This is a genomic window from Klebsiella sp. KP20-425-1 (assembly GCF_025813515.1).
Lineage (GTDB): Bacteria > Pseudomonadota > Gammaproteobacteria > Enterobacterales > Enterobacteriaceae > Klebsiella > Klebsiella pneumoniae.
Map to the genome: position 1 here is coordinate 1,865,955 of NZ_CP109614.1, position 25,335 is coordinate 1,891,289.

Annotated in this window: 26 protein-coding genes; 16 read left to right on the forward strand and 10 right to left on the reverse strand. The window is 57.4% G+C overall.

Annotated elements, in window-relative coordinates; translation table 11 throughout:
* Nucleotides 1-36 precede the first annotated feature (36 nt).
* A complete protein-coding gene (locus OHJ17_RS09080; protein WP_002911522.1) occupies nt 37-1,548 on the reverse strand; it encodes an MFS transporter in 1,512 nt (503 codons plus the stop codon).
* A gap of 65 nt (nt 1,549-1,613) precedes the next feature.
* On the opposite strand from OHJ17_RS09080, the gene OHJ17_RS09085 reads away from it, so the two are divergent.
* A complete protein-coding gene (locus OHJ17_RS09085; RefSeq protein ID WP_004148869.1) occupies nt 1,614-1,772 on the forward strand; it encodes a succinate dehydrogenase in 159 nt (52 codons plus the stop codon).
* Between the two features lie 70 nt (nt 1,773-1,842).
* Here the strand turns inward: OHJ17_RS09085 and OHJ17_RS09090 are convergent, their stop codons facing one another.
* Nucleotides 1,843-2,352 (reverse strand): non-heme ferritin-like protein, encoded by a 510-nt coding sequence (locus OHJ17_RS09090; RefSeq protein WP_004175413.1) that lies wholly within the window; start codon nt 2,350-2,352, stop codon nt 1,843-1,845.
* Nucleotides 2,353-2,738: 386 nt separating this feature from the next.
* Complete coding sequence (locus tag OHJ17_RS09095) at nt 2,739-2,882, reverse strand: hypothetical protein (protein WP_020956669.1); 144 nt, start codon at nt 2,880-2,882, stop codon at nt 2,739-2,741.
* A gap of 361 nt (nt 2,883-3,243) precedes the next feature.
* Here OHJ17_RS09095 and OHJ17_RS09100 point away from each other — a divergent pair, with 361 nt between their 5' ends.
* From OHJ17_RS09100 to otsA, 5 genes are all read left to right on the forward strand, one after another.
* Nucleotides 3,244-4,224 (forward strand): arabinose ABC transporter substrate-binding protein, encoded by a 981-nt coding sequence (locus OHJ17_RS09100; RefSeq protein WP_002911518.1) that lies wholly within the window; start codon nt 3,244-3,246, stop codon nt 4,222-4,224.
* A 62-nt stretch (nt 4,225-4,286) separates the two neighbouring features.
* Nucleotides 4,287-5,801, forward strand: a complete 1,515-nt coding sequence (araG, locus tag OHJ17_RS09105) for an L-arabinose ABC transporter ATP-binding protein AraG (protein ID WP_002911516.1) — start codon at nt 4,287-4,289, stop codon at nt 5,799-5,801.
* Between the two features lie 14 nt (nt 5,802-5,815).
* Nucleotides 5,816-6,796, forward strand: coding sequence for an L-arabinose ABC transporter permease AraH (araH, locus tag OHJ17_RS09110; RefSeq protein WP_002911507.1), 981 nt, complete (start codon nt 5,816-5,818; stop codon nt 6,794-6,796).
* A gap of 161 nt (nt 6,797-6,957) precedes the next feature.
* Nucleotides 6,958-7,746 (forward strand): trehalose-phosphatase, encoded by a 789-nt coding sequence (gene otsB, locus OHJ17_RS09115; RefSeq protein WP_002911505.1) that lies wholly within the window; start codon nt 6,958-6,960, stop codon nt 7,744-7,746.
* The gene (gene otsA, locus OHJ17_RS09120) at nt 7,721-9,145 is read left to right on the forward strand and encodes an alpha,alpha-trehalose-phosphate synthase (protein WP_004175414.1); all 1,425 of its coding nucleotides are present in this window, start codon (nt 7,721-7,723) and stop codon (nt 9,143-9,145) included. The genes otsB and otsA overlap by 26 nt, the downstream gene beginning before the upstream one ends.
* Nucleotides 9,146-9,168: 23 nt before the next feature.
* Here the strand turns inward: otsA and uspC are convergent, their stop codons facing one another.
* Nucleotides 9,169-9,597 (reverse strand): universal stress protein UspC, encoded by a 429-nt coding sequence (gene uspC, locus OHJ17_RS09125; RefSeq protein ID WP_004175415.1) that lies wholly within the window; start codon nt 9,595-9,597, stop codon nt 9,169-9,171.
* A gap of 352 nt (nt 9,598-9,949) precedes the next feature.
* On the opposite strand from uspC, the gene OHJ17_RS09130 reads away from it, so the two are divergent.
* Nucleotides 9,950-11,533 carry an MFS transporter gene (locus tag OHJ17_RS09130; RefSeq protein WP_002911499.1) on the forward strand — a complete coding sequence of 528 codons (1,584 nt, stop codon included), beginning with the start codon at nt 9,950-9,952 and terminating at the stop codon, nt 11,531-11,533.
* Between the two features lie 4 nt (nt 11,534-11,537).
* The gene (locus OHJ17_RS09135) at nt 11,538-12,677 is read left to right on the forward strand and encodes a beta-galactosidase BglB (RefSeq protein ID WP_004184668.1); all 1,140 of its coding nucleotides are present in this window, start codon (nt 11,538-11,540) and stop codon (nt 12,675-12,677) included.
* 61 nt (nt 12,678-12,738) lie between these two features.
* On the opposite strand, the gene argS is transcribed toward OHJ17_RS09135, so the two are convergent.
* Nucleotides 12,739-14,472: an arginine--tRNA ligase gene (gene argS / locus OHJ17_RS09140; RefSeq protein ID WP_023157960.1), complete on the reverse strand. Its 1,734-nt coding sequence runs from the start codon at nt 14,470-14,472 to the stop codon at nt 12,739-12,741.
* A gap of 235 nt (nt 14,473-14,707) precedes the next feature.
* On the opposite strand from argS, the gene OHJ17_RS09145 reads away from it, so the two are divergent.
* Both OHJ17_RS09145 and cutC read left to right on the forward strand, forming a co-directional pair.
* Nucleotides 14,708-15,277: a VOC family protein gene (locus OHJ17_RS09145; RefSeq protein WP_002911491.1), complete on the forward strand. Its 570-nt coding sequence runs from the start codon at nt 14,708-14,710 to the stop codon at nt 15,275-15,277.
* A gap of 76 nt (nt 15,278-15,353) precedes the next feature.
* Nucleotides 15,354-16,097: a copper homeostasis protein CutC gene (gene cutC, locus OHJ17_RS09150; RefSeq protein WP_032412571.1), complete on the forward strand. Its 744-nt coding sequence runs from the start codon at nt 15,354-15,356 to the stop codon at nt 16,095-16,097.
* An 81-nt stretch (nt 16,098-16,178) separates the two neighbouring features.
* Here cutC and cmoB read toward each other — a convergent pair whose 3' ends face one another.
* From cmoB to OHJ17_RS09175, 5 genes are read right to left on the reverse strand one after another with little or no spacing between them, the layout of a single operon-like run.
* Nucleotides 16,179-17,183: a tRNA 5-methoxyuridine(34)/uridine 5-oxyacetic acid(34) synthase CmoB gene (cmoB, locus tag OHJ17_RS09155; RefSeq protein ID WP_039817831.1), complete on the reverse strand. Its 1,005-nt coding sequence runs from the start codon at nt 17,181-17,183 to the stop codon at nt 16,179-16,181.
* A complete protein-coding gene (gene cmoA / locus OHJ17_RS09160; RefSeq protein ID WP_004175417.1) occupies nt 17,180-17,923 on the reverse strand; it encodes a carboxy-S-adenosyl-L-methionine synthase CmoA in 744 nt (247 codons plus the stop codon). Before cmoA ends, cmoB begins: the two co-directional genes overlap by 4 nt.
* Before the next feature lie 39 nt (nt 17,924-17,962).
* Complete coding sequence (locus OHJ17_RS09165; protein ID WP_002911484.1) at nt 17,963-18,358, reverse strand: MAPEG family protein; 396 nt, start codon at nt 18,356-18,358, stop codon at nt 17,963-17,965.
* 52 nt (nt 18,359-18,410) lie between these two features.
* The gene (locus OHJ17_RS09170) at nt 18,411-19,229 is read right to left on the reverse strand and encodes a DUF72 domain-containing protein (RefSeq protein ID WP_002911483.1); all 819 of its coding nucleotides are present in this window, start codon (nt 19,227-19,229) and stop codon (nt 18,411-18,413) included.
* Nucleotides 19,226-19,792, reverse strand: coding sequence for a hydrolase (locus tag OHJ17_RS09175; protein ID WP_004145564.1), 567 nt, complete (start codon nt 19,790-19,792; stop codon nt 19,226-19,228). The genes OHJ17_RS09170 and OHJ17_RS09175 overlap by 4 nt, the downstream gene beginning before the upstream one ends.
* Nucleotides 19,793-20,059: 267 nt before the next feature.
* On the opposite strand from OHJ17_RS09175, the gene aspS reads away from it, so the two are divergent.
* From aspS to ruvB, 6 genes are all read left to right on the forward strand, one after another.
* Nucleotides 20,060-21,847 (forward strand): aspartate--tRNA ligase, encoded by a 1,788-nt coding sequence (aspS, locus tag OHJ17_RS09180; protein WP_002911479.1) that lies wholly within the window; start codon nt 20,060-20,062, stop codon nt 21,845-21,847.
* Nucleotide 21,848: 1 nt separating this feature from the next.
* Nucleotides 21,849-22,292: a dihydroneopterin triphosphate diphosphatase gene (gene nudB / locus OHJ17_RS09185; RefSeq protein ID WP_002911477.1), complete on the forward strand. Its 444-nt coding sequence runs from the start codon at nt 21,849-21,851 to the stop codon at nt 22,290-22,292.
* A gap of 27 nt (nt 22,293-22,319) precedes the next feature.
* Complete coding sequence (locus OHJ17_RS09190) at nt 22,320-23,060, forward strand: YebC/PmpR family DNA-binding transcriptional regulator (RefSeq protein WP_002911459.1); 741 nt, start codon at nt 22,320-22,322, stop codon at nt 23,058-23,060.
* Nucleotides 23,061-23,094: 34 nt separating this feature from the next.
* Nucleotides 23,095-23,616, forward strand: a complete 522-nt coding sequence (gene ruvC / locus OHJ17_RS09195) for a crossover junction endodeoxyribonuclease RuvC (RefSeq protein ID WP_002911456.1) — start codon at nt 23,095-23,097, stop codon at nt 23,614-23,616.
* Nucleotides 23,617-23,695: 79 nt separating this feature from the next.
* On the forward strand, nt 23,696-24,307 hold the full coding sequence (gene ruvA / locus OHJ17_RS09200; protein WP_002911454.1) for a Holliday junction branch migration protein RuvA: 612 nt from the start codon (nt 23,696-23,698) through the stop codon (nt 24,305-24,307).
* Between the two features lie 8 nt (nt 24,308-24,315).
* Nucleotides 24,316-25,326, forward strand: a complete 1,011-nt coding sequence (gene ruvB / locus OHJ17_RS09205; protein WP_004148860.1) for a Holliday junction branch migration DNA helicase RuvB — start codon at nt 24,316-24,318, stop codon at nt 25,324-25,326.
* Nucleotides 25,327-25,335: the final 9 nt, after the last annotated feature.

Genomic DNA, 25,335 nt, shown 5'->3' on the forward strand with positions numbered 1-25,335 from the left:
ACCAGGCCTCGCCGGATACCGGCGGGGCCTTCTTCTTTAATGGGAAACGACGGTCTGCGCAGGCGCAGGGGCAGCATCTTTGAACAATTTGCTGTTGCCCCAGCACTCTTCGTAGCGATGGCCGACCAGATCCTCCACGATAACCCGCACGTCCGGCGCAATATCGCTAATTTTGCCGCCCGCTTTTATCCGCGCGACTTCCTGCAGCACCACCAGATGGGCCTTCCGGTCCAGCTTCATCTGCTTGCTGAAGACGATGGCGGCCAGGGCTAATGCGATCACCCCGACGCAGAATACCACTGCGATAGCGGTCACCGCGCTTTCCGGTTGGCTGTGCGCTTTTGACTGGAAACCGTAGAAGCTCAGGATCGCCCCCATCGAGAACACCACAATCGAGCGCAGAATTTTTCCTGAGAAGGTCATGGCGCCGGCATAGATCCCTTCCCGCCGGCGTCCGGTGTAGATCTCATCGACATCGGCCAGGAAGGTGTAAACGGTCCAGGGTATATAGTAAACCCCGCCGGTACCCAGGCCGAACAGCACGGTAATGCCGAACATCAGCACTGTCGCCAGGCCGGACGGTAGATGGAAAAACCACAGCGAGGTATACAGCAGAACCGCGAAAATCACGATCCCCAGCGCCAGGATATAGGGTTTGCTGAAGCCCTTTTTCACGCACAGGCCGATAAACAGCGCCGTAGAGATCAGCTGCAGAATCGAGTTCAGGCTGTTCAGCCCGGCCACCATCGCTGGATCGTGTTGTAGAACGAAGATCACGAAATAGGTGAAGATGGAGGCAAACAGCCATTCCGCGCCAAAGCCGCACAGGTACATACCAAGATGTTTGCGGAATACGCGTAGATAAAAAGTCGAACGCATATCTTTCGCCAGCGACAGCAGGGTGCTCAGCAGTCCTTTTTTCGCGCTGGTTTCCACCTCTTCCCCGCGCTCACGCTCCCAGCTGCACAACCACAGGCAGGAAATAGCGACGATCAGGATCGCGCCATAGGTCAGACCGGTGAGGAAGAAAGGGGTGGCAGAATCTTTGCCATACAGCAGAATGAACTGGCCGGGAATAAACGCCGCGAGGAAGTTGGCCAGCTTACCAAAGATAGCTTTATAGCCGGTCAGTTTTGAACGCAGTGAGAAATCATCGGTCATCTCTGTCGCCAGCGTTTCATAAGGCACCATGATAGAGGTGTAGATGATCTCAAACACCACATAGGTGCTAAGGTAGTACCAGAAACTCAGGCCTTCCACCCACAGCAGCGGGTAGAACATCATCAGCGGAATACCGATTAGCAGAAAGAAACGCCGGCGGCCGAAGCGCTTGCCCAGGCGCGTTTTGCCAAAATTATCCGTCAGATAGCCCATCAACGGGTTGCTGATAGCGTCAATGATGCTGGCGACGGAGAAGATAAATGAGGCCTCGATCAGCGTCAGGCCGCAAAAGGTCGTATAAAAATAGAGTAGCCATGCGCCGCTTATCGCCAGTGCGCCGCTCCCTAACAGATTTCCGCCGCCGTAGGCTAACTGATGGCGTAACAAGATCGGTCTTCCCTGCAGCCCTTCAGAGGCTGAAGCCGTGTATCTAGCCATAAAAAATAAACCTCGTGTTTTATATTTTTGAAACACTGTTTTTATATTTCTTTATGGTCCGTCAAAAAGTGACCGCGCTCACTAATCCCCCTTATGGGGTAACGGTGATGAGGGAATGGGATCGAGTTAAAACTTTTTTATTCTTGAAAGGAATAATAGGGGAGAAAAAATAGACGTAATGGATTAATAAACCGGGCGGGGCAGCGCAGACGCGCTCCCCCTGGCAGAGCGATAAAGGCTTGATTAATGCGCTTTCTGCGCTTCTCCAACGATAGCCATCAGACGCCGATCGGTCTGCTCCATCCCGAGACCGGCTTTATCGGCATTACGAATTTCCTCAAGCACGCTTTGCAATAGCAGGCCATCCTGCTGCTGCTCTTCCGCCAACAGCGTGAGAAACCGCCAGGTACTGTCATCGCTTTGCGCTTTGGCTTCCTGAGCGAGACCGCTCAGCAGACGACTGCGCTGTTGGTAATCGCTCAGGGTTTGGGTAAACAGATCTTCCAGCGAGGTGCACTCAGGGTTACAGGCGTGGTCGGGATTGACGATCGGCCAGCTGCCGGCTTTTTTCAGGTAGTCAAATACGCGCATGGTGAGGGTGATGCTGCTTTGCGCGCGGGTGCGCAGAAACGTCGCGGCGCCGTCGAAGCGATGCCGGGCGCACCACTCACTTAAGTTTAGGTAAACGTTAGAGGCGTGAAACTCAAGATTCATTTGGGTGTTTAGCTTTTGTGCCATTCCTGGAACTGCCATAAAAAATATCCTTATTAACCGGGAAGGGGTTACTGGTGCGCGTCAGCGGATCCTGCGGATAACTACAAGATAAAATAGTGACACGCGGCACTGTTGCAGAATAATAAAACTCTACACATTCCGTATGAGTCGGGTATTTTTTCCATTTGCCGACGATTTAAGAATACTCGCTCAACGAAATTAAGAAAACTCTCAAGCGCGGTAATTTACGTTTTGTTACACCATTATTTGTGCAAACTACCAGGGCTGAGATTGTGCGCCGTTGGCAGGGGCTCGCTGGTTTCAGATTGGTTATAAGATATAAGTATTTGACTACGAGATTCGTCGTAGAAGAGAACGGAATAAGTTATTTCATTAGTAATGTTTCAGGTTGATGATCATTATTTTTATTTTTTGTTGCAGGCGCTTTTATCAAGAGGAATATATTTTTTCTTTTCGGAATAAATTACGCCAAAGATCCGTTTTTTCGCGATATTAAGCGGGCCATGTGGCTCAGCGGTGCGAGGTGGGTTGCCATTTGAGTGGCGCACAGGCGATCGCCCGTAGCAACGCCGTCAATCGCTGATGATAACAGTGCTGTAACCCACCGTTAAACATCCTCTGACAACACAAGGATAAGCCTGCTGATGGTATAGATGATCCTGCTATGCCCCGGTAAAATTGTATGACAATTGTGTCATTTTTTATGTCATTTTTTGCTAAATGTATGTACGCAATTACTGTAATTCCGCGATGTGATAATGCTCTCGTATGGAGAAATAATTTCCGGGTATTACTACTCTAACAACGGCAGTGGGGAATGCGATTTTTCTAATGCCTTGTTTTGATGCCGATTAAATTGTTAATTCCGATTTTTCCCTACATGAAAGCGAATTAAAGCTGGAGTTTACCATGCACAAATTTACTAAAGCGCTGGCGGCCATTGGTCTCGCTGCGGTTATGTCACAATCAGCTATGGCGGAAAATCTTAAACTGGGTTTTCTGGTGAAACAGCCGGAAGAGCCATGGTTTCAGACTGAGTGGAAATTTGCTGATAAAGCAGGAAAAGATTTAGGCTTTGACGTTATTAAAATTGCGGTCCCGGATGGGGAGAAAACCCTGAATGCCATTGACAGCCTGGCGGCCAGCGGCGCGAAGGGCTTTGTCATCTGTACCCCCGATCCCAAGCTCGGGTCGGCGATTGTCGCCAAAGCGCGTGGCTATGACATGAAGGTGATTACCGTCGATGACCAGTTCGTCAATGCGAAGGGCAAACCGATGGAGAGCGTACCGCTGGTGATGATGGCGGCGAGCGAAATTGGCGCCCGTCAGGGGCAGGAACTCTATAAAGAGATGCAAAAGCGCGGCTGGGATGTCAAAGACACCGCCGTAATGGCGATCACCGCCGATGAGCTGGATACCGCGCGCCGTCGCACCACCGGCTCCATCGATGCCCTGAAGGCGGCCGGCTTCCCGGACGCGCAAATCTACCGCGTGCCGACAAAATCCAACGATATCCCGGGAGCGTTCGACGCCGGTAACTCGATGCTGGTCCAGCATCCGCAGGTTAAACACTGGCTGATCGTCGGGATGAACGACAACACCGTCCTCGGCGGCGTGCGCGCGACCGAAGGTCAGGGCTTTAAAGCTCCCGATGTGATTGGCATCGGCATCAACGGCGTGGATGCCGTCAACGAACTGTCGAAGGCGCAGCCGACCGGCTTCTATGGCTCTCTGCTGCCAAGCCCGGATATCCACGGCTACAAAACCAGCGAAATGCTCTACAACTGGGTCACCAAGGGCGTCGAGCCGCCGAAGTTCACGGCGGTGACCGATGTGGTGCTGATTACCCGCGATAACTTCAAAGAAGAGCTGGCGAAAAAAGGGCTGTAACAGCCTGATTAAACTGGCCCCCGCCGCGGCGCGGGGGCTGAGTGCAGAAGAGCGGAGTCGTTATGCAACAGTCTACCCCTTATCTCTCATTTCGCGGCATCACCATGACGTTCCCTGGCGTAAAGGCCTTGTCCGATATCAGTTTTGACTGCTACCCGGGACAGATCCACGCGCTGATGGGCGAAAATGGCGCAGGCAAATCGACGCTGTTGAAAATTCTCAGCGGCAACTATATCCCGACCGCGGGCCATTTGCAGATCGGCGGCCAGCAGATGGCATTCGCCAATACCATGGAGGCGCTGAACGCCGGCGTGGCAATTATCTACCAGGAGCTGCATCTGATCCCGGAGATGACCGTCGCCGAAAATATCTATCTCGGTCAGCTGCCGCACAGAGGCGGCATCGTCAATCGCTCGCTGCTCAACTATGAGGCCCGCCTGCAGCTGGAGCATCTGGGTCTGGATATCGACCCGGAGACGCCGCTGAAATATCTCTCCATTGGTCAATGGCAGATGGTGGAGATTGCCAAAGCGCTGGCGCGTAACGCCAAGATTATCGCGTTCGATGAGCCGACCAGCTCGCTCTCCGCCAGAGAGATCGACAACCTGTTTCGCGTCATCCGCGAGTTGCGGGAGGAGGGAAGGGTCATCATCTATGTTTCACACCGGATGGAAGAGATTTTTGCCCTCAGCGATGCCATCACCGTCTTTAAAGATGGCCGCTACGTTTGCACCTTTGACGATATGCCGAGCGTCAGCCACGACGCCCTGGTCCAGGCAATGGTAGGCCGCAATCTGGGCGATATTTATGGCTGGAAGCCTCGCCCCTATGGCGAGGAGCGGCTGCGCCTGGAGGAGGTCAAAGCGCCGGGCGTGCGCACGCCGGTTAGTCTCTCGGTGCGCAGCGGTGAAATTGTCGGTTTGTTCGGACTGGTGGGTGCCGGGCGCAGCGAACTAATGAAAGGCCTGTTTGGCGGCACGCAGATAACCGGCGGTCAGGTGTATATCGATGGCCAGCCCGTCTCCATTCGCAAACCGGCCCAGGCCATCCAGGCCGGGATGATGCTGTGCCCGGAGGATCGTAAAGCGGAGGGGATTATTCCGGTGCATTCCGTGCGCGATAACATCAATATCAGCGCCCGGCGCAAGCATATTCACGCTGGCTGCCTGATCAACAACGCCTGGGAGGCGGACAACGCCGATCAACATATCCAGTCGCTGAATATTAAAACGCCGGGCCCGGAACAGCTGATTATGAACCTGTCGGGCGGCAACCAGCAGAAAGCGATCCTTGGCCGCTGGCTGTCGGAAGAGATGAAGGTGATCCTGCTTGATGAGCCAACCCGCGGCATCGACGTCGGCGCCAAACATGAAATTTACAATGTGATCTATGGCCTCGCCGCCTCCGGTGTCGCCGTGGTGTTTGCCTCCAGCGACCTGCCGGAAGTGCTGGGCGTCGCTGACCGCATCGTGGTGATGCGCGAAGGACAAATCGCCGGCGAACTGCTGCATGAAGAAGCCAATGAACAGCAGGCGTTAAGCCTTGCGATGCCAACAGTGAGCCAGGCTGTCGCCTGAGTAAGGAGTAAATGATGTCATCAGTGACTACGTCCGGGGCTACCCGCTCAACCTTTAGCTTTGCCCGCATCTGGGATCAGTTTGGCATGCTGGTGGTGTTTGCGGTGCTGTTTATCGGCTGTGTGATTTTTGTGCCCAACTTTGCTTCATTCGTCAATATGAAAGGGCTGGGGCTGGCGATCTCGATGTCCGGGATGGTGGCCTGCGGCATGCTGTTTTGCCTGGCCTCCGGCGATTTTGACCTGTCGGTGGCGTCGGTTATCGCCTGCGCCGGGGTCACCACCGCGGTGGTGATTAATCTCAGCGAAAGCCTGTGGCTGGGGATCGCCGCAGGCCTGTTGCTGGGGGCGCTTAGTGGCCTGGTTAACGGCTTTGTCATTGCGCGCCTTAAGATCAACGCGCTGATCACCACGCTGGCCACCATGCAGATTGTCCGCGGCCTGGCCTATATTATCTCCGACGGCAAAGCGGTGGGGATCGAAGATGAACGTTTCTTCACCCTCGGCTACGCCAATTGGTTTGGTTTGCCGGCGCCGATCTGGCTGACCGTCGCCTGCCTGGTGGTTTTCGGATTATTACTAAACAAAACCACCTTTGGCCGTAATACGCTGGCTATTGGCGGCAATGAAGAGGCGGCGCGCCTGGCCGGCGTCCCGGTGGTGCGCACCAAGATTATTATCTTTGTGCTCTCCGGTCTGGTATCTGCCGCAGCGGGGATCATTCTGGCGTCGCGCATGACCAGCGGCCAGCCGATGACCTCGATTGGCTATGAGCTGATTGTTATTTCGGCCTGCGTGCTGGGCGGGGTGTCGCTGAAGGGCGGGATCGGCAAGATCTCCTACGTGGTGGCCGGGATCCTGATCCTCGGAACCGTGGAAAATGCGATGAACCTGCTGAATATCTCGCCATTCTCACAATACGTCGTGCGCGGGGTGATCCTGCTGGCGGCGGTGATCTTCGACCGCTACAAACAAAAAGCCAAACGTGCGGCCTGAATTTAAACCGAACTTTTTAGTTTACAGAGTAATTGCCGCCAGCGCCCGTTTCGCTGGCGGTAACTATCAAAAATGGCGAGGTTGGTCACACTGTCTATACTTACATGGCTCACATATAATTAACAACCAGCTTCGGCTGGCCATGATAAGGAGGAAACAGGGTGGATAACCAGATATCTGTACCGCCTGCGCTAACCGGAAACTACGCTTTTTTCTTTGACCTCGACGGTACTCTTGCCGATATCCAGCCGCACCCCGATCAGGTGGTGATACCCGACAGCACGCTGCAGGCGCTCAATGCGCTGGCTCAGCAGCAGGGGGGCGCGGTGGCATTGATTTCAGGGCGCTCAATGGCTGAACTTGACGCGCTAACCCATCCCTGGCGGCTACCGCTGGCCGGCGTTCACGGGGCCGAGCGCCGTGATATCAATGGTAAAACCTACATCGTCTCTCTGCCGACAGCGCTGCGCGATGAGATCGCGGCTGAGCTGACGTCGGCGCTGGAAGCGCTCCCGGGATGTGAGCTGGAGAGTAAAGAGATGGCTTTCGCGCTCCACTATCGCCAGGCCCCGCAGCAGCAGAGCGCCGTGCTGGAGCTGGCGCAGCGGATTGTTCAGCGCTATCCGCTGCTGGCGTTACAGCTTGGCAAGTGCGTGGTGGAGATTAAACCCCGCGGCGTCAACAAAGGGGAGGCGATTACCGCGTTCATGCAGGAGGCGCCATTCGCCGGCCGCGAACCGGTTTTTGTCGGCGATGATTTGACCGACGAGGCGGGATTCAGCGTCGTTAATCAACTGCAGGGAATGTCGGTAAAAGTTGGCGCCGGGGAAACTCAGGCGCACTGGCGGTTGGCGGATGCCGCCGCTGTAAGGACGTGGTTGCAACATCTGGCGTATGACGCGCAAACCGAAAGGAGGGATGACCATGAGTCGTTTAGTCGTAGTCTCTAACCGTATCGCCTTACCGGACGATAAAAAATCGAGCGCTGGCGGTCTGGCCGTCGGCATCCTGGGGGCACTGAGAGCGGCGGGGGGTCTGTGGTTTGGCTGGAGCGGCGAGATTGGCGATGACCAGCAGCCGCTCAAGCAGGTCTCCCGCGGGAATATTTCCTGGGCGTCGTTCAACCTTAATGAACGGGACCATGATGAATACTACAACCAGTTCTCTAACGCCGTGCTGTGGCCGGCTTTCCACTATCGCCTTGATCTGGTCAGCTTTCAGCGCGAAGCCTGGGAGGGATATCTGCGGGTTAACGCCATGCTGGCGGACAAGCTTCTGCCGCTGATTGAGCCAGACGATACGCTGTGGATCCATGATTACCATCTTCTGCCCTTCGCCAGCGAGCTGCGCAAGCGCGGGGTGAACAATCGCATCGGGTTTTTCTTACATATTCCGTTCCCGACGCCGGAGATTTTTAACGCTCTGCCGCCGCACGCTGAGCTGCTGGAGCAACTGTGCGATTACGATCTGCTGGGCTTCCAGACCGAAAGCGACAGAACCGCTTTTCTCGACAGCATTGCTATGCAGACTCGCCTATCCGACCTCGGCGATAAACGCTATCAGGCATGGGGTAAGGCGTTCAGTACCGAGGTTTATCCGATAGGGATCGATCCGGACGAAATTACGCGCAACGCTAAAGGTCCGCTGCCGCCGAAGCTGGCCCAGCTGAAGAACGAGCTGAAAAATGTGAAGAATATCTTCTCCGTGGAGCGTCTTGACTATTCGAAAGGGTTGCCGGAGCGATTCCTCGCCTACGAGACGCTGCTCGAGAAGTACCCTCAGCACCACGGCAAAATCCGTTATACCCAGATCGCGCCGACCTCCCGCGGCGATGTGCAGGCCTATCAGGATATCCGCCACCAGCTGGAAACCGCAGCCGGACGCATCAACGGACAGTTTGGTCAGCTTGGCTGGACACCGCTCTACTATCTGAATCAGCATTTTGATCGTAAGCTGCTGATGAAGGTCTTCCGCTACTCTGACGTCGGGCTGGTGACGCCGCTACGCGATGGTATGAATCTGGTGGCGAAGGAGTACGTCGCGGCGCAGGATCCGGATAACCCTGGCGTACTGGTCCTGTCGCAGTTTGCCGGGGCGGCGCAGGAGCTGACCAGCGCCCTGATCGTCAATCCTTACGATCGCGACGAGGTTGCCGCCGCGCTGGATCGCGCGCTCAGCATGCCGCTGGCGGAACGTATCGCCCGTCATTCAGCGATGCTGGACGTGATCAGAGAAAATGATATTCATAACTGGCAGGCGCGCTTTGTCGAGGATCTGCAGCATATTTCACCGCGCAGCGAGGAGAGCCGTCTGCGGGGGAAGATAGCCACCTTCCCTAAACTGGCCTAGTTCAGGAAAAGGGCTAACCGGCGTTAGCCCTTTTCAAGGGAAACCAACAGGACATCAACGCCGCAGCTGCCGACGATATTTTTCGCCGAGCAGGTGGCGCGTGAGAAGAGGGAATGGTTGTGATTGCCGCAGATCACCAGATCAACACGGTGTGACCGGCAGAAGTCCTTAATATGATGGCCTAGCTCGCCGCAGGCGATGGTCATTCTTTCTATTGGGTAGTCCGCGTGGCGAGCCAGCTCATTGAGAAACTCCCGCGTCTCTTCCTGCATCACTTCGCGCAGATTTTCCATCATCGGTGCGGCGAACTGGTTATACAGCTCCGGATCCGTAGCGAGAGTGATTAAGCTCACTTTCGCGTTAACGGGGCGGGCTATCGACACCGCTTTTTTAATTAATACCTGACTCTCCGGCGTTGGCGCGACGGCAACCAGCAGATGGGTATAAGGCATCTGGCCTCCTTGAGATACGCGGAATAACCCTTTCTTCCATTCTTTACTCCTGTTTCCCCGACTGCGCAAGGGCCGATCCCGGGATTTGCGAGCCTGTTCGTCAGTCGGCGACCTTCCAGCCAGATCACATCAATGAACCTGTCTTTTGATTAAAAAGAAATGCTGTTTTATAAATGAGTGAAGTGGCGACGTCATCTCTTTGTCATTTTGCCACCGGCGACTGTTCCGTGGCAAAAGTACAAAGGTAACCTCCTTTCACAGCTTTTAGTGTAGCCAGGTACCCACTCCCTTCCGGTGGCAAATCCGGAACGATTGTCGGCGTTCTTTTAAAAAAAGACACAGGATCACGGCGATGAAAACACGAAAAATTGGACTGGCTAACTATCTGGCCTACGGCGCGGGCGATTTTCTCGGCGCCGGCACGACGGCGCTAACCGCCGCATGGCTGCTCTACTTTTACACGACCTTTTGCGGACTGACCCCGATTGAGGCCACGCTTATTTTTGCTGCCGCCCGCGTGCTGGACGCGGTGGTAAGCCCGCTGATGGGCTTTCTCACCGATAACTTTGGCACCACCTGGCTTGGTAAGCGCTTCGGCCGCAGAAAATTCTTTATTCTGCTCGGCATCCCCTGCGTATTCAGCTATTCAGCGATGTGGGTCGGCGAGATGGGCTTCTGGTACTACCTGGCGACCTATCTGCTGTTTGATATGGTCTATACCATGATTCTGGTGCCCTATGAGACGCTGGTGCCGGAGATGACCGATGACTTTAAACAGAAAACCAAATTCTCCGGCGCGCGCATTTCGATGGCGCAGATGTCGGCGATTTTAGCCTCCTTCCTGCCGGGGATCCTCCTCTCCTGGCTCGGCAAAGATAATGCCAGCTCGTTCTTCTATGCCAGCCTGGTGTTCTCGGTGCTGTGCGCGGTGATGCTGACTCTGGTCTGGTGTTTCACCTGGGAACGACCGCGGGAGGCGTGGTCGGAAGCGGCCCTGCGGGCGGAAGCGGAAAAACAAAACTTAACCCTTGCTCAGAGCCTCAATCGCCTGGTGATTGAGCTGAGTTCTACGCTGCGGATAAAAATTTTCCGCCAGCACCTCGGCATGTATCTGGGGGGCTATATCGCCCAGGACGTCTTCAATGCCGTGTTTACCTATTACGTGGTCTTTGTTTTGATGCAGGAAGCCGCCGTCGCCTCGAACCTGCTGGGGACGATGGCCATCTTCCAGTTTATTGCGGTAATCGCCATGATCCCGCTGTGCATTCGTTTTGGCCCCGCGCCGTCGTACCGCATGGTGGTGGTCCTGTTTGGCCTGAGCTCACTCTCCTACGCGCTGCTCTATTACGCCGGACTGAGCGACGTCTATTCCTTATTGCTGCTCATCTCTGCTGTCGCCGGACTGGGACGCGGCGGGATAAATTACGTACCGTGGAATACCTACACCTATATTGCCGACGTCGACGAAGCGATCACCGGCCAGCGCCGGGAGGGGATTTTTGCCGGCATCATGACTCTGACCCGCAAAGCCTCGCAGGCGGGGGCGGTGATGCTGGTGGGGATCATTATGCAGTTGTCGGGGTTTGTTTCCGGGCAAAAAATACAGCCTGAAGGGGTCAGCCATACCATTCTGCTGATCCTCAGCGTCGGCACTCTGGTGGTGTTAGCCTGCGGCTTCCTCGTCTCGCTGCGCTTCAAACTCAACCTGCACACCCACAGCGTCCTGCGCAGCGAGACCCTCAGAATGCGCGAGCTCGGCTACGCTCAGTCGGAACAGACCAGTGCGGAACACCGTGCGGTGGTCGAGCTGCTGGCGGGGATGCCTTACGACTGTCTGTGGGGCAATAACAATATTGGCTATCTGAATCGTCATAAACCTGCTGCCCCGGCGCTCATTAAGGGCGGCGCTTTGAATTCGACATATACCCGAGGTTAACAACATGAAAGTTTGGCCGGTCAAACATAGCCCATTACTGCGTCAGCCTGAACGTTTTATCGCCCGCAGCGAACTGCAGGCGCTGATCCGCAACGTGACGCAAAACCTGGTGAATATTAAGGATGAGAGCGGGCAATTTTTACTACGCCTGGATGACGGGCGCGTGATCGATACCAAAGGCTGGGCCGGCTGGGAGTGGACCCACGGCGTTGGGCTGTACGGCATCTATCAGTATTACCAGCAAACCGGCGATATCGAGATGCGTGATATCATCGATCGCTGGTTTGCCGACCGCTTCGCCGAGGGGGCAACGACCAAAAACGTCAATACTATGGCCCCGTTTCTGACCCTGGCTTACCGCTTTGAAGAGACCGGCCGTATGGCGTATCTGCCGTGGCTGGAGAGCTGGGCGGAGTGGGCGATGCACGAGATGCCGCGCACCGAGCAGGGCGGTATGCAGCACATGACTCTGGCGGAGGAGAACCATCAGCAAATGTGGGATGACACGCTGATGATGACCGTGTTGCCGTTAGCCAAAATTGGCAAGCTGCTTAACCGCCCGCAGTATGTGGAGGAGGCAACCTACCAGTTCCTGCTCCATGTGCAGAACCTGATGGACCGGGAGACCGGGCTGTGGTTTCACGGCTGGAACTATGAGGGGCGGCATAACTTTGCCCGGGCGCGTTGGGCGCGGGGCAACAGCTGGCTCACCATGGTGATCCCGGATTTTCTGGAACTGGTGGATCTCCCCGAGGGGAACGCGGTACGGCGCTATCTGATTACAGTCCTCGACGCACAGATTGCCGCCTTGGCAAAATGCCAGGACGACAGCGGCCTGTGGCATACCTTGCTGGACGACCCGCACTCTTATCTTGAGGCCTCGGCGACCGCCGGCTTTGCCTACGGCATTCTCAAAGCGGTGCGCAAGCGTTACGTCGGGCAGCACTACGCCGGGGTGGCTGAAAAAGCGATTCGCGGGATTGTGCAGAATATTTCGCCGCAGGGGGAGCTGCTGCAGACCTCATTTGGCACCGGGATGGGGTCAGACCTCGACTTTTATCGCCAGATCCCGCTTACCTCGATGCCCTACGGTCAGGCGATGGCGATCCTTTGTCTGACGGAGTATCTACGCAAGTACTTCTGAGCAGGGCGCCCCGCTGGCGAGGCGCCGAATAAAACTAACCCGGCTTTCGCCGGGTTGCTTGTTACATACGCTCGACGGTTTCGATACCGAGGGTATCAAGACCCAGCTTGAGGGTTTTCGCCGTGAGCAGCGCCAGCTTCAGACGGCTGTTGCGGGTCTCTTCGCTTTCCGCGCTGAGGATCGGGCAGTGCTCGTAGAAGCCGGAGAACAGGCCCGCCAGATCGTAGAGGTAGGCGCACATCACGTGCGGCGTCCCTTCGCGAGCGACCACGGAGAGGGTCTCTTCAAACTGCAGCAGGCGCGCGGCCAGCTGAGCTTCGCGATCTTCGGCGATGACCACCGGCGCGTCGATCATCGCGTTTTCGTTGATGCCGGCTTTGCGGAACACGGAGAGCACGCGGGTATAGGCATACTGCATATACGGCGCGGTGTTGCCTTCGAACGCCAGCATATTATCCCAGTCGAAGACGTAGTCGGTGGTGCGGTTTTTCGACAGGTCGGCATATTTAACCGCGCCGATACCCACCACTTTCGCCAGATTTTCCAGCTCGTCAGCCGACATATCCGGGTTCTTCTCGGCCACCAGGCGACGGGCGCGCTCCAGCGCTTCGTCCAGCAGATCCGCCAGCTTCACGGTACCGCCGGCGCGGGTTTTAAACGGCTTGCCGTCTTTCCCCAGCATCATACCGAACATATGGTGCTCCAGCGGCACGGAGTCCGGCACGTAGCCTGCCTTGCGCACGATGGTCCACGCCTGCATCAGGTGCTGGTGCTGACGAGAGTCGATGTAGTAGAGCACGCGGTCGGCGTGCAGCGTTTCATAGCGATACTTCGCACAGGCGATATCGGTGGTGGTATAGAGGTAGCCGCCATCCTTTTTCTGGATGATGACGCCCATCGGTTCGCCTTCCTTGTTTTTGTACTCATCAAGGAAGACCACGGTAGCGCCTTCGCTCTCAACCGCCAGCCCTTTGGCTTTCAGATCGGCGACGATCCCCGGCAGCATCGGGTTGTACAGGCTCTCACCCATCACGTCATCGCGGGTCAGGGTGACGTTCAGGCGATCGTAGGTGATCTGGTTCTGCGACATGGTGATGTCGACCAGCTTACGCCACATCTGCAGGAAGTACTCATCACCGCCCTGCAGCTTAACCACGTAGCTGCGCGCGCGCTCGGCGAAGGCTTCGTCTTCGTCATAGTGCTTTTTCGCTTCGCGATAGAAACCTTCGAGGTCGGCCAGGGCCATTTCGCCGGCGTTTTCCTGCTGCTGTTTTTCCAGATACGCGATCAGCATCCCGAACTGGGTGCCCCAGTCGCCGACGTGGTTGGCGCGGATCACCTTATGACCCAGGAACTCCAGGGTACGGACTGAAGCATCGCCAATGATGGTCGAACGCAGATGGCCGACGTGCATCTCTTTCGCTACGTTGGGTGCCGAGTAGTCGACGACGATAGTCTGCGCCTGCGGTTTCGTGACGCCCAGGCGCTCAGACTGCAGCGCGCGGTTGACGTTGTCCGCCAGAAACGCGGGGTCGAGGAAAATATTGATAAAGCCCGGCCCGGCGATTTCAACCTTGTTGGCAATGCCGTTGAGGTCAAGATGAGACAGTACCTGCTCTGCAAGTTGTCGCGGCGCCATACCCAGCTTTTTGGCGACAGCCATCACGCCGTTGGCCTGATAGTCGCCGAACTGAACTTTTGCTGACTGGCGGACCTGGGGTTCGCAATCGGCAGGCGCGCCTGCCGCGATCAGGGCCTGGCTGACTTTTTCTGAGAGAAGAGCCTGAATATTCACCGGAATACCTTACGTGTAATGCGCCTGCCCCCGAGGGAGGCGGCGCCATAATGTGGACAAATTAGGGCGGGAGTATACTGCATTTGTCCCCGTCCGTCAGCATTGCGCGCGGCGCGGCGGCGTGCGCAATCCATCGCCGGTCAGTTGCCCATCAGCGGGGCGGCGGTTGGTCCGCAGGCCGAAACACGGTAAATTACCTTTTCATTACTGACGAGCATTATTGACGAGCAAACCCATGGCAAACTGGCAGCAAAATGAACAACTGGCCGATATTACGGCGGATCTCCCGCGATTTTCCGATGCGCTTCAGCGCTTCACTGCGCGACTGGGACTGGAGATCGCCGGGCTCGACGCCGACCATATCTCCCTGCGCTGTCATCAGAATACCACTGCGGAACGCTGGCGCCGCGGTCTGGAGCAGTGCGGCACCCTGCTGTCGGAGAATATGATCAACGGCCGGCCCATTTGCCTGTTCAAACTGGCGGAGCCGGTCTGCGTGGCGCACTGGCGCTTCCATATCGTTGAGCTGCCGTGGCCGGGTGAAAAGCGTTATCCCCATGAAGGCTGGGAGCATATCGAAATCGTCCTGCCCGGCGATCCGGCAACCTTAAATGCCCGCGCGCTGGCGCTGCTGGCCGATGACGGACTCAGCCAGCCGGGGATCGTGGTCAAAACCAGCTCGCCGAAAGGGGAGCATGAGCGCCTGCCGAACCCCACCCTGGCGGTGACCGACGGCAGCGTGACGGTCAAATTTCATCCGTGGTCTATTGAACAAATCGTCGCCAGCGAGCAAGCCGATACGTAACAGTGTGAAGCCGCGCGGCGTCTGCCGCGTGAAATCGTGCCATGCTGCAAAGGTTGTCTGGATCAGGGAGAGAGGAATGGCGGTACTGGAAGTGTGTTGCTACAGCGTGGCGTGCGCCCGGGAGGCTGAGCGCTGCGGCGCCGATCGTATTGAACTCTGCGCCGCGCCGCAGGAAGGGGGATTAACCCCCTCTTATGGGGTGCTGGTCTCGGCCCGCGAGGCGATTACCCTCCCGGTGCATCCGATCGTTCGCCCGCGCGGCGGCGATTTCTGCTACACCGAGGAAGAGTTCGCCGCGATGCTTAACGATATTCGCATGGTGCGGGATCTGGGCTTTCCCGGGCTGGTGACCGGCGTGCTGGATGCTGATGGCCAGGTCGATATCCCGCGGATGAAAAAAATAATGGCCGCGGCCGGGCCGCTGGCGGTGACCTTTCATCGCGCGTTCGATCTGTGCGCTGACCCGCGTCAGGCCTGGAAAACGCTGGGGACGCTGGGGGTCAAACGTATCCTGACTTCCGGTCAGCAATCCTCGGCGGAGAAAGGTATTTCATTAATTACGGAACTTATTGCCGCAGGGGATACTCCAATCATTATGGCCGGTGCGGGAGTCCGCGCCGCGAACCTGCCGCTGTTTCTGCAGGCGGGGGTGAAAGAGGTCCATAGCTCGGCTGGTCACTGGTTGCCGTCGGAAATGCGCTTTCGTCATCCGGGCGTTTCGATGTCAGCCGATCCCGATGCCGATGAATACAGACGCTACGCCGTGAATGGCGCAGCGGTGGCGGAGATGAAAAGGATTATCTCCGCCAGGAGAAGTTAAACGGTTTTTTGCTGCACATCATGTCGCCCAATATGATGATTGCCCGTACCAGGCCCCTGCCCATTAAACAGGGGCCTTTTTTTATCTCGCCTTTTTCGCCAGCGACTGCTGGGTTTCCGGTTTGGTGGCAATGATCACAGCTCGTAATGGCGCCGGATGGCCTTCCACCGTTTTGCGCTGATCCTGTGGGTCGAGGAAATCGGCCAGCGATTCGGTCGTCATCCATTCGGTGCGTCGCTGCTCCTCTGTCGAGGTGACGCAGGCGTCGACGATGCGCACGTCAATAAACCCGCACTTCTCCAGCCACATTTTCAGGGCCGCCGCCGAGGGGATAAAATAGACGTTGCGCATTTGCGCATAGCGGTCGCCCGGTACCAGGACCGTATTTTCATCTCCTTCAACCACCAGCGTCTCCAGCACCAGCTCGCCCCCTGGCGCCAGCTGATCTTTCAGCTGCCACAGATGGTCCAGCGGCGAGCGGCGGTGGTAGAGCACCCCCATCGAGAACACGGTGTCGAAGGCCTCCAGCGCCGGCAGCTGCTCGATGCCCAGCGGCAGCAAATGCGCCCGCTGGTCGTTACCGAGCAGCTTACGCACCGCTTCAAACTGGCACAGGAACAGCTGGGTGGGATCGATACCGACCGCCAGATGTGCGCCGGCGCCGATCATCCGCCACATGTGATAGCCGCTGCCGCAGCCCACGTCGAGGATAGTCCGGCCAGTGAGATCGGACAGGTGCGGCAGAACGCGCTCCCATTTCCAGTCGGATCGCCATTCGGTATCGATATTGATGCCGTACAGCGAATAAGGGCCTTTGCGCCACGGCATCAGGTTTTTAAGCAGATTTTCGATCCGCCGCTGATGGCCTTCGCTGAGCGGCGTTTCGCTCTCGGCGGTGACGCTGTGCAGAAGATCCAGACGCCAGGGCGTTAGCTCCGGCAGAAATTCTACGGCGCGCTCCCATTCACGAAACTTGCCGTGCAGGGCATCGCGCTGCCAGGCGGCTACCTGGGCAGGCAGCGTCTCCAGCCAGTGAGACTGCGGGCTTTTGGCGATCAGCTGATAGAAGTTACTGAAGTCGATCATGCCTGCTCCCCGGCTTTCACGGCCACCAGCGAGCCAAAGTTAAAGCACTGGAACCACAGTTCGGCATGTTCAAACCCAGCCTGACGCAGGCGGGCTTTATGGGTTTCGACAGAGTCCGTCAGCATCACATTTTCCAGCATGCTGCGTTTCTGGCTGATCTCCAGTTCGCTGTAGCCGTTGGCGCGCTTAAAGTCATGATGCATATTGAACAACAGTTCGCCAACGTGGGCGTCTTCGAAGCTGAATTTTTCCGAGAGCACCAGCGCGCCGCCCGGATTCAGCCCCTGATAGACTTTATTGAGGATCGCCTGGCGATCGCCCGGCTCAAGGAACTGAATAGTAAAGTTCAGGATCACCAGCGAGGCGTTTTCAATGGTCACGTCGCGGATATCCCCTTCAATCACTTCGACCGGCGTCGGCGCTTTATAAGCGTCAATATGGCGACGGCAGCGCTCCACCATCGCGGGCGAGTTATCGATGGCGATAATGCGACAGTCCGGATGGCTAATATTGCGGCGCACGGAGAGGGTGGCGGCGCCCAGCGAACAGCCAAGATCGTAAACCTGAGTGTTGGGCTGAACGAAGCGCTCGGCCAGCATGCCGATCATCGAGATGATATTGGAGTAGCCGGGCACAGAACGCTGGATCATATCGGGGAAGACTTCAGCAACCCGTTCATCAAAGGTCCAGTCGCCGAGGCTGGCAATCGGCGCGGAAAAAAGCGTATCGCGGTGAGACATAACGTTAAACCCGAAAAAACGAAAACGGCGTATTGTGCGCTAACGGAGGGAGAAAACCAACTCCCAGGGCATATACCAGAGATTGGCCAGCACCATTAGCAACAACGCGCACCAGGTGGCGCTCATGCCGGAGCGGCGCCAGTAGTAGACGCGGTGATGAAAGCCCCAGGAGTGCATCAGTCGCCCGACAATCAATAAAATCCCGCAAACGTGCACCATCCAGGTCTGAGCGCCGTTCATCTCCATAAATAACAGCAAAATGAGGCCAATCGGCACATATTCGACGGCATTGCCGTGAACGCGGATGGCAACCTGCAGCTCGCTAAAGCCGCCGTCACCGTAGCCTACATGGTATTGGGTGCGCAGACGCACCACGTCAAATGAGAACTTCACTAACAATAACGCACCTAAAACGGCATACAGCGCGCTGACCATACGAAAACTCCCTTTAACTCTGGCAGATGGCTCCGGATATGATAGCAGGATATCAGAAAAGAGAAGATTGCTGCGGAATCGACGGCGCATTTCCTGCCGCCGGCAGGGCAGCGCGCAGGTCACCCCACAGGGTATCCACCAGCGCCGGGGCGAAAGCAATGTCCGGGGTATGCAGGAACAACCACGGGGTCCCCGACTGATGCCACTTCGCCAGGGTCTGCAGCCAGACGCGAAACAGTTCCCGGTTATGGGCCATATCGTCACCGCCGATAAAGCGCACCATTGGCTGCCGGGCGGTCATCACCGCATGTACCGGCACCTTCGGTTTCTTTTGTTGGGCATCGATCATCGCCGGACTGGTGGCCGCAGCGCTATGGACCGGGCGGCTGTCGAGGATCACGCGGTTGACGTTACGCTCGTGCAGCCCGCGGTTGAGCTGCTGTTCCGCTTCCCCTTTGGCGAAAAACTCGGGATGACGAACTTCGACGCCGTAGGTGAAATCCTTCGGCAGTCCGTCGAGAAAATGCCATAGCGCGGGGAGATCGCGAGGACCGAACGTCGCCGGCAGCTGCAGCCAGTACTGGCCGATGCGCGAGGCCAGCGGCGCCAGGCGGGCAAAAAATTCACTGCTTAACTCGTCGCAATGGCGCAGGGCGGCCTGGTGCGAGATGGTGGCCGGAAATTTGAAGCAGAAGCGGAAGTCATCGTGAGTCTGTTCGTACCAGCGGGCGACAATCTCCGGCTTTGGTAGCGCATACAGGGTGGTGTTGCCCTCCACACAGTTAAAGTGGCGGGCGTACTCTTCAAGGCTGGTGATGCCAAGGCGCACCCATTTCGGGTGCGACCACTGGGGAAGCCCAATATAAATCATAGCGCCGTGAGGATCTCCTCGGTACTGCGCACCCGGCCGATGCGCGGGAAAATATGCGTCATACTGCCCTGATGCTGCTCGGCGGAGGCGGCGCTGCAGGCATCTTCGGCGATGACCAGGTTAAAACCCAGCTCCCAGGCATTGCGGGCGGTGGATTCGACGCCGATGTTGGTGGAGATGCCGCAGAGAATAATGGTGTCGATCCCGCGGCGGCGCAGCTGAAGCTCAAGGTCGGTGCCATAGAACGCGCCCCACTGGCGTTTGGTCACTTCGATATCGCTCTCCTGCTTACCCAGCGTGGCCGGGTAGGTCCACCAGTTTTCGGGCAGCGTATGCGCCCCGGCCTGAGCGTCGACAGGCTGTTTCAGCGCTTCGGCGAAATCGGCCGACCAGCCAACGCGGACCATGATGACCGGCGAACCCTGTTGCCGGCACTTGTCTGCCAGGCGAGCGGCGCGCGCCACCACCTCGTCAGCCCGATGCGGGCCGCCGGCGAAAGGCAGAATGCCTTCCTGCAGATCGATTACCACCAGCGCCGTGTTTTTTGCATTGAGTTCTAACATGGTATCCCCGTATCTTCATCTGTTGTCAGGCGGCTACAATACCTTTGCGGCTTCAGCAAAAGAGTAACAAATTTTGTTAATTTATGTGAGTGTGGACGTTAAGCGCGCAGCAAAGCAGCGTACATCGTGCGTCGGACTTATCGAACGACAGAATTTCCAGTATAATAGCCGCCTTTTTTCATTCAGTTGTGACATCAGCTAAAGCTGCGACCTCGTCGCCTGCAGGGCAGACGACAATCCGCCGACGGCTAAGTTAAGGGATATCTCATGCGTACAGAATATTGCGGACAGCTTCGACAGTCCCACGTTGGGCAGCAGGTGACTCTGTGTGGTTGGGTCAACCGCCGTCGCGATCTCGGTAGCCTCATTTTTATCGATATGCGCGACCGCGAAGGCATCGTTCAGGTGTTTTTCGATCCGGATCGTGCGGATGCGTTGAAGTTAGCCTCTGAACTGCGTAATGAGTTCTGCATTCAGGTCACTGGCACCGTTCGCGCGCGTGAAGAGAAAAACATCAACGCGGACATGGCCACCGGCGCTATCGAAGTGCTGGCTTCCGATCTGACGATCATTAACCGCTCAGAATCGCTGCCGCTGGACTCCAATCACGTCAACACCGAAGAAGCGCGTCTGAAATACCGCTACCTCGACCTGCGTCGTCCGGAGATGGCGCAGCGCCTGAAAACCCGCGCGAAAATTACCAGCTTTGTGCGCCGCTTTATGGACGACCATGGCTTCCTCGACATCGAAACCCCGATGCTGACTAAAGCCACCCCGGAAGGCGCCCGCGATTACCTCGTGCCTTCCCGCGTGCACAAAGGCAAATTCTACGCGTTGCCGCAGTCGCCGCAGCTGTTCAAACAGCTGCTGATGATGTCCGGCTTCGATCGCTACTATCAGATCGTCAAATGCTTCCGCGATGAAGACCTGCGTGCCGACCGTCAGCCTGAATTCACCCAGATCGACGTGGAAACCTCCTTTATGACCGCGCCGCAGGTGCGTGAGATCATGGAGGCGATGGTGCGTCAGCTGTGGCTGGAAGTGAAAGGCGTCGACCTGGGCGAGTTCCCGATCATGACCTTCGCCGAAGCCGAACGTCGCTATGGCTCCGATAAACCGGATCTGCGTAACCCGATGGAGCTGGTGGACGTCGCCGACCTGCTGAAGTCTGTGGAATTCGCGGTCTTTGCCGGCCCGGCCAACGATCCGAAAGGGCGCGTGGCGGCCCTGCGCGTCCCGGGCGGGGCCTCTCTGACCCGCAAGCTGATTGACGAATACGGCAACTTTGTGAAGATCTACGGCGCGAAAGGGCTGGCCTATATTAAAGTGACCGAGCGTGCCAAAGGCATGGACGGGATCAACAGCCCGGTGGCCAAATTCCTGACCGCTGAAATCGTGGAAGCGATCCTTGACCGCACCGGCGCGCAGGATGGAGACATGATCTTCTTCGGCGCCGACAACAAGAAAGTAGTGGCCGACGCGCTGGGCGCGCTGCGTCTGAAGCTGGGTAAAGACCTGAGCCTGACTGACGAGAGCAAATGGGCGCCGCTGTGGGTGATCGACTTCCCGATGTTCGAAGACGACGGCGAAGGCGGCCTGACGGCGATGCACCATCCGTTCACCTCGCCGAAAGATATGACCGCGGATGAGCTGAAAGCCGCCCCGGAAGAGGCCGTGGCCAACGCCTACGATATGGTCATTAACGGTTATGAAGTCGGCGGCGGTTCGGTGCGTATCCACCGCGGCGAGATGCAGCAGACCGTATTTGGTATTCTGGGCATTAACGAACAGGAACAGCGTGAGAAATTCGGCTTCCTGCTGGATGCGCTGAAGTACGGTACGCCGCCGCATGCAGGTCTGGCCTTCGGTCTTGACCGTCTGACCATGCTGCTGACCGGTACCGATAACATCCGCGACGTTATCGCTTTCCCGAAAACCACCGCGGCCGCCTGCCTGATGACCGAAGCGCCAAGCTTCGCCAATCCTGCGGCGCTCGGTGAACTGGGTATTCAGGTTGTGGAGAAAGAGGCAAAAGCGTCTCTGGAGAACAAGTAATATGTCATTTAAGCTGCCCGTTTCGGTGCTGGTGGTGATTTACGCCGAAGATACGAAACGGGTGCTGATGTTGCAGCGGCGCGACGATCCCGCGTTCTGGCAGTCGGTCACCGGCAGCCTGGAAGCTGGAGAGACCGCGCTGCAGGCCGCCGCGCGTGAAGTAAAGGAAGAGGTCGCCATTGACGTTGCCTGCGAGCAACTGACCTTAATCGACTGTCAGCGCACGGTGGAGTTCGAGATATTTTCTCATTTGCGTCATCGCTATGCGCCGGGTGTAGAGCGCAATACGGAATTCTGGTTCTGTCTTGCGCTGCCTCATGAGCGGGAGATTACTTTCACCGAACATCTGGCCTATCGCTGGGTCAGCGCGACGGAAGCCGCTGCGCTGACCAAGTCGTGGAGCAACCGGCAGGCGATTGAAGAATTTGTAATTAACGCCGCCTGAAAGGGCGCGCTTTTTGGAGAGTTTTTTATGGCAGGTCATAGTAAATGGGCCAACACCAAACACCGCAAAGCGGCACAGGATGCCAAACGCGGTAAAATCTTTACGAAAATCATTCGCGAGCTGGTCACCGCCGCGCGTCTGGGCGGCGGCGATCCGGCTTCCAACCCGCGTCTGCGTGCGGCCGTTGATAAAGCGCTGTCTAACAACATGACTCGCGACACCCTGAACCGCGCCATCGCGCGCGGCGTCGGCGGCGATGAAGACGCGAACATGGAAACCATCATTTATGAAGGCTACGGTCCTGGCGGCACCGCGGTGATGGTGGAATGTCTGTCCGACAACCGTAACCGTACCGTTGCGGAAGTGCGTCACGCCTTCACCAAAACCGGGGGTAACCTCGGCACCGATGGTTCCGTCTCCTACCTGTTCAGCAAGAAAGGCGTTATCTCCTTCGAGAAAGGCGATGAAGACACTATCATGGAAGCGGCGCTGGAAGCAGGCGCAGAAGACGTGGTGACCTATGACGACGGCGCCATCGACGTCTACACCGCCTGGGAAGAGATGGGCGCTGTGCGCGACGCGCTGGAAGCCGCCGGCCTGAAAGCCGACGCTGCCGAAGTCTCAATGATTCCGTCCACCAAAGCGGATATGGATGCCGAGACGGCGCCGAAGCTGCTGCGTCTGATCGATATGCTCGAAGACTGCGACGACGTGCAGGAAGTGTACCATAACGGCGAGATCTCCGACGAGGTCGCAGCCACCCTGTGATGCAGCCGCATCCACGGTTAACCGGAGGCGCGTGATGGCTATTATTCTCGGCATTGACCCGGGGTCGCGCGTTACCGGTTATGGCGTGATCCGCCAGGTTGGGCGGCAGCTGAGCTACCTGGGCAGCGGATGCATCCGCACCAAAGTGGACGATCTGCCGTCGCGGCTGAAGCTGATCTACGCCGGGGTGACGGAGATCATCACCCAGTTCCAGCCCGACTATTTCGCCATTGAGCAGGTCTTTATGGCCAAGAATGCCGACTCGGCGTTAAAGCTCGGGCAGGCGCGCGGGGTGGCGATCGTCGCAGCGACCAATCAGGCGCTGCCGGTGTTTGAATACGCCGCCCGTCAGGTCAAGCAGACCGTGGTCGGGATTGGCAGCGCCGAAAAGAGCCAGGTCCAGCATATGGTGCGCACCTTGCTCAAGCTGCCCGCCAATCCGCAGGCGGATGCGGCGGATGCGCTGGCGATTGCCATCACCCATTGCCATGTCAGCCAGAATGCCGCTCAGATCAGCGAGACCCGGCTCAATCTGGCGCGGGGGCGCTTACGATAATCGCAAATCAGGCTGGATATCTATCCAGCCTTTTTTTATGATACCGCCAGATACTTAGACCATAACGCAGGAGCCCCACGTGATAGGCAGACTCAGAGGCATCATTCTCGAAAAACAACCCCCGCTGGTGTTGCTGGAAACGGCGGGCGTCGGCTATGAAGTGCATATGCCAATGACCTGCTTCTATGAGCTGCCGGAGGCCGGGCAGGAGGCGATCGTCTTCACCCACTTTGTGGTGCGTGAAGATGCCCAGCTGCTGTATGGGTTTAACAACAAACAGGAACGTACCCTGTTTAAAGAGTTGATTAAAACCAACGGCGTGGGGCCCAAGCTGGCGCTGGCGATCCTCTCCGGCATGTCGGCGCAGCAGTTCGTCAACGCCGTTGAACGGGAAGAGGTCGCCTCGCTGGTGAAGCTGCCGGGGATTGGCAAAAAAACCGCTGAACGTCTGATCGTTGAGATGAAAGATCGCTTCAAAGGGCTGCACGGCGACCTGTTCACCCCGGCGGCCGATCTGGTGCTGACCTCGCCGGCAGGCCCAACGGCGGACGATGCCGAGCAGGAAGCGGTTGCCGCGCTGGTCGCGCTGGGCTATAAACCGCAGGAGGCCAGCCGGATGGTCAGCAAGATCGCGCGTCCGGACGCCAACAGTGAAACGCTAATTCGCGAAGCGCTGCGCGCTGCGTTGTGAGGTAAGGGATGATTGAAGCAGACCGGCTGGTATCGGCAGACAGCAGCGGCTTTGAAGAGGCCGCTGACCGCGCCATCCGCCCAAAATTGCTGGCAGAGTATGTCGGCCAGCCGCAGGTGCGTTCGCAGATGGAGATCTTTATCCAGGCGGCGAAGCTGCGCGGCGACGCCCTCGATCACCTGCTGATTTTTGGCCCGCCAGGGTTGGGGAAAACCACCCTGGCCAATATCGTCGCCAATGAAATGGGGGTGAATCTGCGTACCACCTCCGGCCCGGTGCTGGAGAAGGCGGGCGATCTCGCCGCGATGCTCACCAACCTCGAACCGCACGATGTTCTGTTTATCGATGAGATCCATCGCCTCTCGCCGGTGGTGGAAGAGGTGCTCTATCCGGCAATGGAAGATTACCAGCTGGATATTATGATTGGCGAAGGTCCCGCGGCGCGTTCCATCAAGATCGATCTGCCGCCGTTTACCCTGATCGGCGCCACCACCCGCGCCGGTTCGTTGACCTCGCCGCTGCGCGACCGCTTTGGCATCGTGCAGCGTCTGGAGTTCTATCAGATCCCCGATCTGCAGCATATTGTCAGCCGCAGCGCCCGCCATATGGGGCTGGAGATGAGCGACGAGGGCGCGCTGGAAGTAGCCCGCCGTTCACGCGGCACGCCGCGTATTGCCAACCGTCTGCTGCGCCGGGTGCGTGACTTTGCGGAAGTGCGCCACGACGGCACCATCTCCGCCGATATTGCCGCCCAGGCGCTGGATATGCTTAACGTCGATGCGGAAGGGTTCGACTATATGGACCGTAAGCTGCTGCTGGCGGTGATAGATAAGTTCTTTGGCGGCCCGGTGGGGCTGGATAACCTCGCCGCCGCGATTGGCGAAGAGCGGGAAACCATTGAAGATGTACTGGAGCCCTACTTAATTCAGCAGGGCTTTCTGCAGCGTACGCCGCGGGGAAGAATGGCGACGGTGCGCGCCTGGAATCATTTCGGGATTACGCCGCCGGAAATGCCGTAGCGCGTTGCG

Coding starts and splice junctions, on each gene's coding strand:
- OHJ17_RS09090 (WP_004175413.1), bottom strand. CDS start 2,352: ATGGCAGTTCCAGGAATGGCACAAAAGCTAAACACCCAAATGAATCTT.
- OHJ17_RS09100 (WP_002911518.1), top strand. CDS start 3,244: ATGCACAAATTTACTAAAGCGCTGGCGGCCATTGGTCTCGCTGCGGTT.
- araG (WP_002911516.1), top strand. CDS start 4,287: ATGCAACAGTCTACCCCTTATCTCTCATTTCGCGGCATCACCATGACG.
- araH (WP_002911507.1), top strand. CDS start 5,816: ATGTCATCAGTGACTACGTCCGGGGCTACCCGCTCAACCTTTAGCTTT.
- otsA (WP_004175414.1), top strand. CDS start 7,721: ATGAGTCGTTTAGTCGTAGTCTCTAACCGTATCGCCTTACCGGACGAT.
- uspC (WP_004175415.1), bottom strand. CDS start 9,597: ATGCCTTATACCCATCTGCTGGTTGCCGTCGCGCCAACGCCGGAGAGT.
- OHJ17_RS09130 (WP_002911499.1), top strand. CDS start 9,950: ATGAAAACACGAAAAATTGGACTGGCTAACTATCTGGCCTACGGCGCG.
- OHJ17_RS09135 (WP_004184668.1), top strand. CDS start 11,538: ATGAAAGTTTGGCCGGTCAAACATAGCCCATTACTGCGTCAGCCTGAA.
- OHJ17_RS09145 (WP_002911491.1), top strand. CDS start 14,708: ATGGCAAACTGGCAGCAAAATGAACAACTGGCCGATATTACGGCGGAT.
- cutC (WP_032412571.1), top strand. CDS start 15,354: ATGGCGGTACTGGAAGTGTGTTGCTACAGCGTGGCGTGCGCCCGGGAG.
- cmoB (WP_039817831.1), bottom strand. CDS start 17,183: ATGATCGACTTCAGTAACTTCTATCAGCTGATCGCCAAAAGCCCGCAG.
- cmoA (WP_004175417.1), bottom strand. CDS start 17,923: ATGTCTCACCGCGATACGCTTTTTTCCGCGCCGATTGCCAGCCTCGGC.
- OHJ17_RS09165 (WP_002911484.1), bottom strand. CDS start 18,358: ATGGTCAGCGCGCTGTATGCCGTTTTAGGTGCGTTATTGTTAGTGAAG.
- OHJ17_RS09170 (WP_002911483.1), bottom strand. CDS start 19,229: ATGATTTATATTGGGCTTCCCCAGTGGTCGCACCCGAAATGGGTGCGC.
- OHJ17_RS09175 (WP_004145564.1), bottom strand. CDS start 19,792: ATGTTAGAACTCAATGCAAAAAACACGGCGCTGGTGGTAATCGATCTG.
- aspS (WP_002911479.1), top strand. CDS start 20,060: ATGCGTACAGAATATTGCGGACAGCTTCGACAGTCCCACGTTGGGCAG.
- nudB (WP_002911477.1), top strand. CDS start 21,849: ATGTCATTTAAGCTGCCCGTTTCGGTGCTGGTGGTGATTTACGCCGAA.
- OHJ17_RS09190 (WP_002911459.1), top strand. CDS start 22,320: ATGGCAGGTCATAGTAAATGGGCCAACACCAAACACCGCAAAGCGGCA.
- ruvC (WP_002911456.1), top strand. CDS start 23,095: ATGGCTATTATTCTCGGCATTGACCCGGGGTCGCGCGTTACCGGTTAT.
- ruvB (WP_004148860.1), top strand. CDS start 24,316: ATGATTGAAGCAGACCGGCTGGTATCGGCAGACAGCAGCGGCTTTGAA.